General features: G+C 32.7%; 10 protein-coding genes. All 10 read left to right on the top strand.

Features of this window, described 5'->3' with window-relative positions; genetic code table 11:
- Nucleotides 1-2,202, top strand: a 2,202-nt coding sequence (locus tag CAG58_RS04920) for a TcfC E-set like domain-containing protein (protein ID WP_161439701.1), incomplete at its 5' end; no start/stop codon positions are given.
- Nucleotides 2,202-2,912, top strand: coding sequence for a hypothetical protein (locus tag CAG58_RS04915; RefSeq protein WP_161439700.1), 711 nt, complete (start codon nucleotides 2,202-2,204; stop codon nucleotides 2,910-2,912). The genes CAG58_RS04920 and CAG58_RS04915, both read left to right, overlap by 1 nt.
- 17 nt (nucleotides 2,913-2,929) lie before the next feature.
- Nucleotides 2,930-3,946, top strand: a complete 1,017-nt coding sequence (locus tag CAG58_RS04910) for a hypothetical protein (RefSeq protein ID WP_161429814.1) — start codon at nucleotides 2,930-2,932, stop codon at nucleotides 3,944-3,946.
- The gene (locus CAG58_RS04905; RefSeq protein WP_161429813.1) at nucleotides 3,943-4,434 is read left to right on the top strand and encodes a porin family protein; all 492 of its coding nucleotides are present in this window, start codon (nucleotides 3,943-3,945) and stop codon (nucleotides 4,432-4,434) included. Before CAG58_RS04910 ends, CAG58_RS04905 begins: the two co-directional genes overlap by 4 nt.
- 32 nt (nucleotides 4,435-4,466) lie before the next feature.
- Nucleotides 4,467-5,423, top strand: coding sequence for an OmpA family protein (locus CAG58_RS04900; protein WP_161429812.1), 957 nt, complete (start codon nucleotides 4,467-4,469; stop codon nucleotides 5,421-5,423).
- Between the two features lie 178 nt (nucleotides 5,424-5,601).
- The gene (locus tag CAG58_RS04895) at nucleotides 5,602-7,446 is read left to right on the top strand and encodes an Lcl C-terminal domain-containing protein (RefSeq protein WP_161429811.1); all 1,845 of its coding nucleotides are present in this window, start codon (nucleotides 5,602-5,604) and stop codon (nucleotides 7,444-7,446) included.
- Between the two features lie 57 nt (nucleotides 7,447-7,503).
- The gene (locus tag CAG58_RS04890; protein ID WP_161429810.1) at nucleotides 7,504-8,043 is read left to right on the top strand and encodes an Lcl C-terminal domain-containing protein; all 540 of its coding nucleotides are present in this window, start codon (nucleotides 7,504-7,506) and stop codon (nucleotides 8,041-8,043) included.
- A 431-nt stretch (nucleotides 8,044-8,474) separates the two neighbouring features.
- On the top strand, nucleotides 8,475-8,783 hold the full coding sequence (locus tag CAG58_RS04885) for an EF-hand domain-containing protein (RefSeq protein WP_161429809.1): 309 nt from the start codon (nucleotides 8,475-8,477) through the stop codon (nucleotides 8,781-8,783).
- 247 nt (nucleotides 8,784-9,030) lie between these two features.
- Nucleotides 9,031-9,654 (top strand): response regulator transcription factor, encoded by a 624-nt coding sequence (locus CAG58_RS04880; protein WP_161439699.1) that lies wholly within the window; start codon nucleotides 9,031-9,033, stop codon nucleotides 9,652-9,654.
- Nucleotides 9,651-9,926 (top strand): hypothetical protein (locus CAG58_RS04875; RefSeq protein ID WP_161439698.1); only part of this gene is annotated, 276 nt, incomplete at its 3' end. The genes CAG58_RS04880 and CAG58_RS04875, both read left to right, overlap by 4 nt.

The following is a 9,926-nucleotide window of genomic DNA, read 5'->3' as shown; positions in this document are numbered from 1 at the left end:
TTGTTAGGTTTATCTCTAGGACATATTACAGCGGATCTTTCTTATTCAAACAGTGAATCATCTAAAGGTTTAGATACAAAAGAGCTATCTTATGATATAAGTGTAGATAATACACGTTTATATCTAGGGAAATTTAAAAATGATGTAAGATTTAATTCAACAGATTTTCTCTCAACTAACACACGTTACCAGCAGACATCAGCTAATTTTGGTAGTTCAAAAAATCTTTTGATAGGAGAGCGTGGTGCTTATAATAAATTATTTTATTATGCTCCTACAAATAGTGAGCTAATAATATATCGTGATGATCGTATTATAAAACAAATGAATATAGGTGAAGGACAGGGTTTCATTAGTTATGATGAGTTGCCATCAGGACGTTATGAAGTTCGAGTAGAGGTTGTGGTTGCTGGTCAAATCATTTCTTCAGAAGTAGTTCAAATCTATAATAGTTCACGTGATACATTAGCTGTGGGTGATGTTGACTACCTGATCAGTTCTGGAGTATTTAATAGTAATAGCTATGGCCAATCTACCTATGCTGACTATTTTGAGGGTAAATTTTTCACTAAAGGTTTACTTGCTAGTCGTGTTCTTAGCCCTTTAACCGTAGGTGTCGGTGGATTGTATTCCGATGGTGAATGGGCTGCAATCAGTGGTACTCAGATCTATTTACCGTATCAGTTAACTTTAGAGATGTCATTTAATTATTTTAATAATGGAAGCTATCATTTTGATAGCAATCTAGGAAATGGAATTTTTTCATTAAGGAATGAAAACTTCTCAACTGGTAATGATAATGGAAATCTGGCTCAGTTTGTTTATTCTGATGGTAAGTACAGTCGAACAAGCTTAAGTGGAAACTATCGTTTTAGTAATGGAATTTATATATACTCAATTATTTCAAAAGGTACCCAAACTATATTAGATAGTTTTAGGGGGGGGCAAGATACTTACTCCTACTGGTCGGCAACATCAGGATTTAATATACCATTAAAACATGGTATTAATTTGGGTATATCCCTAGATTATCAAGACAGTGATAATAGTTTTAATACGCAAATTAATTTATCTGTACCCTTAGGTTCTGGATATTCATCAAGTAGTTTATTGGCTTTCAATACGAAAAGCCTTAATCAGATTAGAAATAGTATTAATAAAACCGATGTTTTCACAAGTAAAGAAATTAACTCTAACCTTTCTATCGCACAGAACTACTATGTAAGAGAAGAAGATAAAAACACTATCGACATGGTATTAACCGCAAGTACTAAGCAAGAAAATTGGCAAGGTAGTGCTTACACCTATGTAGATTCAACCGGAGAAAAAAGAGGAGTTTCTGGCAGTTTATCAAGCAATCAGATGATTTATGGAAACAAGATTGCATGGACATCTGATAAATCAGATGCATATGGGGTGATTGAGGTCGATAGCTCAGAAAGTGAACAAGATACTTATGGTTACGTTACCGTGAGAAAAAATGGTAAATTACAAAATAAATCGTTTATCTATGAAAAAAGAACACTTTATCCCCTTAATATTTACAATGAGTATGATATTAATATCGATACAGAAAGTGTATCACTGATTAATCTTGGTGAATCAAAAATAAATGAATTTGTTAAACCAGGTAGCGTGGTAAAATTAGAGCCTAATTTAAAAAATATACTTTCTTTTGTTAGTTCATTTGATGATGTTATGGGTCATAAAGTTAAAAATATTGTCTGTAAGGGTTTAGGTTGTCATCATGTACAAAAAATAACTGATGGTGTCTTTCAAATATCATTAATGGATGGGTTAGATTTTGAATTATATTCAGATGATAATGTCTGTATTATTCCTGAGAGTAAAACCTCTCGCGATCTAATGAATTATGGTCGAAACCACTGCATACCTAATATACAACCTATGGATAATGTATTAGTTAACATTAATAATGAAGAAAAATCATTATATTTCATAGGGATTTTCGAGAATGACTTTATTACGGATGACATGCTTAAAATTATTGGTAATGATCGTTATTCTATTGTAAAAGATATGGGTAAATTCAAAGCAGTTTATATTTTATCCGAAGAGAGTGATCTAGACTATGCTAAATTGGGATTAAATGATAAATACTTAGATATTGTGAAAGTGAAAGGTATACAAGAACTATCAATTAAAGATTTAAGTCTATCTTCAATTAAGAGTAAAAACTAATGTTTGGAAGAATTTTTTTAATCAGTGCGTTACTATTTAGCTCATTAGCTAATTCTTTATCGATCGATTCAATGTATTTAGTATCTGACGACCGTGGTAATAGTATTATTTCATTAACGAATGATCTCGAGCAAACTAGTTTCGTCAATACTTATATATATGAATTAATCACAGATGAAAAAGGAAATATTATTAGGAATAAATATACTGAAGAAAACTTCGATGACTGGAAAATTATTACTACTACACCAAAGCTGATTATTGAACCTGGCGTAAGTAAAGATATTGGTATCAGAGCTTTGTGTGATCCTGATTCTTGTGCTCATGATAAAGATTTAATGTTTTCAATTGTTTTTGAACCATCACCTTATTTTGAAGATAGTGTTTCATCACAATCATCAGTGATGATTAACTATGGTTACGCTTCATTATTTATAATTCCAGCTAAAAACCAAAATATTAGTTATACATTAGTTAATAGAGGTGAATATATTTTAGCAAGGAATACAGGTAATACATTATTAAATTTAGTTATTGATCAATGTAGCTCGATTGTAAAAAATAATTGTAGAGTAACTGAACGCTTATTGTCTGGAAGAGAAAGACAAATAAAATTACCTGATCATTTCAAACGTGATAAAATTGAAGTAAAAGTATATAATCATGATGAATCTTATAAAGGTAAACAATCACTAGATTTGATCAATTAACGTGGTTTAGGCGATTTATGAAAATTTATAAGAGTACAATATTACTATTGCTTACTAGTCTATCTTTTATTTCTCATGCAGCAATAATAAGAGGAAAAGTTACTGCTAACAAGGTGGATTGGATTGGGGCAATAAAAATGCCTAGTGGTGAGTTGTATGTACCAACAGGTTGGGACATAGTTAATAATTTAGAACCAACTCAGCGATGGATACCTGCGACACACATGGTTTCTCCTCCAAAGAAAATAAATCTTTTAGGTACTGATAGTCAAGTGTCAGCATCAATAAAAATTGTAGGACTAGAGTATAACTTTGGAAACTTAAAACCTAAACAATCAGGTGATTCTGGCAATTGCTATATCATGAATATGGATCATACCGTGGTTTCATTATTGGGAGAATCCTGTCGTTCAGGACTTGATTTCACATATGCTTCAAGATCTAATCCATTTTATTTTACACGGCCAATTATTGAAATTAACGAGAAAGAATTATTACGTAATTTTGAGGGAATGGAGTCAGGTAAATATATAGGAAGTATCCCATTAGTTGCTTACTATGAGTATTATACTAGTTCGGGTGCGTTAACTTATCGTAATTTTTATTATACTTTTCAAGTAGAGTTGGATTATCAACCAAGCTACTTAACATCTATTTCTATCAATGGTGATGGTGTCATAGAGCCAGTTTATGATACACAGGCAAAAATTGTTTCTGGTTCAACAAAATTCAATGTTAATGCTAATGGCTATTTCAACAACGGATTAAAATTGATATTCAGCAATAGACGTTATAGTTTAGATGGACCAACTAAAATACCATATTCGATACGCTGTAAAGGTGCTTGTTCGGCTAGTGAGATAGTCAGGGATGGTGTACTGATTCATGATTCCATCATTCTTTCAGAAGGGATAAACAATATGAGAAATGTTGATTTTATTTTGGATGTTGGCTATGAAAGTATAAATAAAGATCAAGTGGAAACAGGAAGTTATAATGATGTGATCAACATTATTTTTGAGGAAAATCTATGAAATCTAAACGTTTTTTGATGATGAAAGTCATCAATTTTATCGTATTGATTTTAGTGACTATTGATTCAAGAGCAGAAAATATAAAAAATAATTTTTACGTAGGATCGTCACTTCATTATAATGTTAATGATAGAGAATATGATCTCACAGATAGCCAGAGTGTTAGTGTAAGAGCTGGATACTTATTTACTTTAAACTTGGGTATAGAAAGTAGCTATGGTAGCTATGGTAGAAATTTAAATGGTAATAATATCTATGCTTATCAATTTAGAGGAAATTATCTACATCATCTTGATTCTGATTTTACTCTATACACAGGGATTGGTGGCTATATTTATGACTCTGAGATTAACCCAACAGCAGTTATTGGTGTTAAAAAAAAATTAGACAAGAAAATTAGCACTCAGTTTAGTTACGAATATTTTTATAAAGGCTATGGTGATGATGATATTTACTCATTATCAATGGGTATTAATTTCTATTTTTAACCTAAATTTTATTAACGATTTCAAGGTAAATTATGTTGAAAAAAATCATGGCTTTCTATTTTTTATGGATTATTTCACCAAGTATTTTAGCCAGTGATTATCCTCAGCATGTAGGTTATCATAAAGGGTTTTGGTTAGGTATTTCTAGCGGTATTGTAGTTAGAGAAAATAGACCAGAATTGGCTGGTGAAAATCATTATGGACCGACAGGTAAAATAGAGTTTGGATACCAGTTTCATGATTATTCATCATTATATTCTAGCTACGATTATATGGATGTAATGAGTAAAAACAAAGTACACATTGGTGTGTTAGGAATAAAGTCGAACTACTTTTTGACAGATAACTTATCCGTTTTTGCTAATATAGGAATGAGTCATTATTTCACTAATAGTTACGATGAATTACATGAATCTTATAGTTATGGTGGTATTGCTGGCACTGGATTAGAGTATAACATATCGAAACCTTTTGCGACCAAAGTGGGTTATAATTACTATAATAACATAAGATTTACATCTGGGACCGATACTCATTTGCATCAGATTTATTTAGGTATCACTTACAAGTTTGGGCAACAATCTCAACCTGTACAAAAAGAAATGATGTCACCGAAAATTGAGTATGTTGAAAGGATAAAAATAGAAAATAAGGTCCAGTTAGTAGGAAATAACCGTATTATCGCTTTTCCATTAGGTCAGTCTAAAATTATTCCAAACACTCTAGCAGATTTTTACCTACAAGAGGTTGTTAATCTGATGCGTGAGATGTCTCAGTTAAAGGCTGAGCTAACAGGGCGTGCGGATAAAATAGGTGGTGATATGATCAATCAACGCATCTCTTTTGAACGAGCTAAAACGGTATATGATTACTTAATAAATAATGGAATTGATGCAGAAAGACTATCTTGGTCATCAGCCTCTTATCACGACCCGATAACCGAAAGTAATAGTGATATAGAGCGATCAGTAGAAATTCGATTTAGATAGTACATTTGTAAGAATTTGACTACAGCAATAGCTATGTAATCTCACTTTTCTTCTTCTTCGTTTAGTTTATTATGACGACCTTAATCCAAACGCGACTGATTTTTATGTTTGATAGAATCTATCGAACTTTCGCTCAGTGAAGTTTAGTTTTGCCGATCATGAATTATGTAGGTAAGTTATGAAGATTTTAAATAAAAACAATGTATTGTTTATTATAGCACTTTTTACGTTAATCGGGTGTAATGATGAATCATTGGAGAATGTTAATAACTTATCTCCGATTTGGAATCAAATTAATGCTCAAGATATTAATCATAAAATTCCCTTAGCTACCATTAGTACAATTGACTTGATAAATTATACTCAATCGGTAAATCCTGGAGCTCATTATTCATTATTTAATGTTGAACAAATCGGTAATCGTGAAGAATGCAAAAGATATAATACTCAAGATACAAAAATTAATTTTGAATTTGATTACGTTGAATCGGCTTTGGAATGTTATTACCAGTATACTATGCAAGACATACTAAGTGCTAGTACATCAAGTGCAATACTACGTGTCACTGCGAGTAATTCACAGCCTGATCAAGGAATGAGACAGTTTTCAGCAGTTACGCAAGTTAATGATACTGTTTTAATTAATGTTAATGATGGTAGTGTAGTTCCTGATGGGTACGTCATAGATGAAAACAGTATTCAAGTACTTGGGCTGGGTCGCGCGTATATTAATCCAGCAAATGGAAACGAAATTTATTATCAAGCAGGTTCGGAGATGTCTGCACAAGGTCTTCATCGGATTGTATTTAGCTATATAAATGCAAGCAAGCAATCGATTATTCAAGGTTTGATTGATGTTGCTGTTGGAAGTACGGTAAGCAATCGTGCTCCTATGGCAAAGAATTTTCGCTATGGTGATACGTCTAGTTTCACACTTGGGCAGCAGTTAGATTATATAAAAGTTAAAGCATGGACGGAAATTACGATAGATATAGCGCCTTATTTTAATCAAGGCTATTTAGATGCTTATGGTTCACCTATTGCTCTTACTGATAGTAATGGTAACTCAATATTTGATGAAAAAGGTAACCAAGTTCATTTTTATTTAGAGGCTGATAAAATAACTTCTACCCCTATTTATAAACCTGGCAATTACTTAATTGATGGGGATAAAGACTTAGTTCAATTAATCGATGTATATGCTTATAATGCTCATGTTAGTATCAGTAAAAATGCAAGTTTTACCAATACAAGTTTTACTTTTAAGAGTAATAAAACAGGTTTACATTACGTGACCTACGTATTATCCGATCACAATGGTGGCTATGCTACTGGTGTTATAGAAATTTATGTACATCATCTTTCGAAGTTGAACGATACCGGCGTTGATTGGTGTATGGGAGGCTACGGTCTTAAGGGGCCGTGTCCTATGCAAGCACCTTATGGTGGACAGGATGGTGATTGGGGACGTGATGCTTTAGCAAGTGCTGGTGATTTGGATAAAATTGGCGATGGTGTGGCAGGATTTGATTTTAGTAAGATTGATGCGTATGGCTTCGAGACTGTCGCTAATCAATGGAATTGTATTCGTGATAATGTTACTGGACTGATGTGGGAGGCTAAGGGTAGAAATGGCCTGCTGAGTCATCGGGGTAATACTTACACTTGGTATAACCCTGACAACATTAGTAATGGTGGCTATGCTGGCATTCGCAATGGTGGTGCATGCTTGGATAGTGAATGCGATATCTATCATTATGTGCGTGCTGTTAACCAGCAGAAGTTTTGTGGTTACGATGACTGGCGAATACCAACGGTTCATGAGTTATATAGTATCGTAAATAAATCATACCGTGATATCGATACAAACTATTTCATGAATACGCCAAATTCTCATTACTGGACGAGTAATCCCTTTGCGGGCGATAGTGATAAAGCATGGGTAGTGTTTGGCTCAGGGACAGCACAAACGTTAAGGAAAACTGACAGCCTACATGCTATTTTGGTGCGTTCTACCCAATGAGTACCCAGAAAATAATAAGTATGTTTAGTGGAATTTAATTTACATTTAGGGTTTTTTATGAGTATCTTATTTAATCTTCGAGTCCTGGTGGTCACTTTTATCTTTATATTAATTATGGGTAACGCTTGTGCTCATTGTAGAAATGATATTATCGAAGATACACCAAACAGCCATTTTATAGTGAATAATAATGGCATGGTAACGCATACCACTACGAAGTTGATGTGGATGCGTTGCTCATTGGGACAAACTTGGGACGGAACAACTTGCATGGGTTCTATTAGTCTAATGGACTGGCCATCAGCTTTATCGGCGGCAAAAAATTACAAACTCGGTAATTACAGCGATTGGCGGCTGCCTAATATAAATGAATTGGGATCGATCGTAGAAAGACGTTGTACGGCACCAGCTATTAATGAATTTATTTTCCCTAATACAGAAGGTAGTGTTTACTGGGCGTCTACACCCGAAGGTGGAGACCCACAGCGTACTTTAGCATATGTAATTTTTTTTAGTTCTCAAATTTTTTCATCTGGATTTATTGCTACTAATCCAACGACAAATAAGCTCGCTGTTCGCTTGGTAAGAGATGAATGATACTATGATTAGACGATGTTGTTGAATATTTTTAAACCTAAATCATTAATGGTAAATATCAAAAAGCTAGGCTAACTATTATCTATTCTAGACTTTACTTACAGTCATCTAATCTCTTTGAATATCATTCAGAGATTATTTTCAAGGGTGATATTACTTGATCAAATATTATTGATCAAGACGGAATAAACCGAAACGAGTGATCGCAATCACCGAAATACGCATCTACCTTGCCAAATAAATTTCACTAGACCGCTATCAACTATATAACCTTGCCAAGGTTATATAGTTGATTTTATCGAAAACTTTCTGAAAATTTGGCAATGAGAGCTCACTTCTGTGAGACTCTTACTTTTTGTTATCATTTATTGACAGAAAATCAATAGCGTACCATTCTCAAAGAGTACGAGTGAGACGAAAAAGGGTACGCTATGAAAAATCTAAAAATTTTAACCTTAGTATGTGGTATCGCAATAGCCTATATACCTTTTGCATACAGTAAGACTAGCTCTGTCGTCGCTGTGAGTTTTACCGGGATGGTTCCAGAGGTAAGATGTGATTCGACGAAGGATCGTGTACCATCGTTTTCAGTATTGGATAAAAATAATGATGGCTTGTTGACAGAAGAAGAGCTTGGTGAGATTGAAAATCATAGTTTTTGGGACATAGATTTTGATCATAATGGCTATGTTAGTCCTATAGAACTGAGTGTCTACAAAAAAAGAAATTGTTTAATATAAACAGTATATAACACGTGGATTTATGACTTTGTGGGATACCATGGTTATTTTTAAGTTTTCAAAATATGGATGGTGAGTAGCCAAGTATACTACGCGTGTTATGCTGTTTTAATCGTTTATCTCCCCAAAAGGAATGCCATTAGAATAAAGTATAGCTTCGTCTCATCCTTACATATATAAGATATTTTTTCCTTTTTAATCGGATTTCATTTAAAAATCCAGGGGAATTTTCTTACAGAGAGGTAAAATGAAAAATATTATTTTAGTTGATGATCATCCAGTAGTTTTAGCAACAGTAAAAGGCATTGTTGAGCAAGAAGGCTATAACGTCGTTGAGCAATTCAATGATGGCTATGTAATACTTAATACATTGAGAAATATAGATTATCAAGTGGATGTTATTATTTTAGATATTAGCTTACCTGGGATTGATGGATTAGAGTTAACTAAAAAAATAAAGAATTATCTTCCTAATGTGAAAATACTAATATTCACATCACAAAATTCAATATATTTTGCACGCCGTTGTATAGAAGCTGGTGCTAATGGATTTATATCAAAAAGTCAAGATATCAAAGAAATAGGACTTGCTTTAAATACGATAATAAGAGGGTATAATTTTTTCCCTGATGGAGCATTAAAAACATTATCAAACAAAAAAATGAGTGATGATCCTTTAGGTAAATTATCTAAACGAGAGTTTTTAGTCATGAAACTTTTAGTTAATGGTAGTAATAATAATGAGATAGCGAGAGCACTATCATTAAGTGAAAAGACCATTAGTACTTATAAAAAAAGAATATTTGAGAAATTAGGTGTTAATAATGTTCTTGAGCTAGCTGACTTTGCAAAGAGAAGTAATATAATATGAAAATGATATTATTTTTTTTATGGTCTTTATTAATGGTTTTTTCATTAGAAACTAATGGAAAAGTAATTCAACCGAATAAATTAGAAGTAAGTGAAATTAAGGTTTTTCTCACTCAAGAAGAAAAAAAATATTTGTCTTTTAAGAATAAATTAAGAGTCGGAGTAAATCATTCCTCATTTATTCCTTTTGATATAATAGAAGAAGGCTATGAAAGCACTATATATTCAGGTATAAGCTCAGAAATTCTTTCTATCATATCTGATGTTTTAGAT

This window comes from Vibrio sp. V31_P5A7T61, assembly GCF_009904895.1.
Taxonomy (GTDB): Bacteria; Pseudomonadota; Gammaproteobacteria; order Enterobacterales; family Vibrionaceae; genus Vibrio; species Vibrio metschnikovii.
Note: the sequence above shows the minus strand (reverse complement) of the source record. Positions and strands in the feature narration are given on the sequence as shown.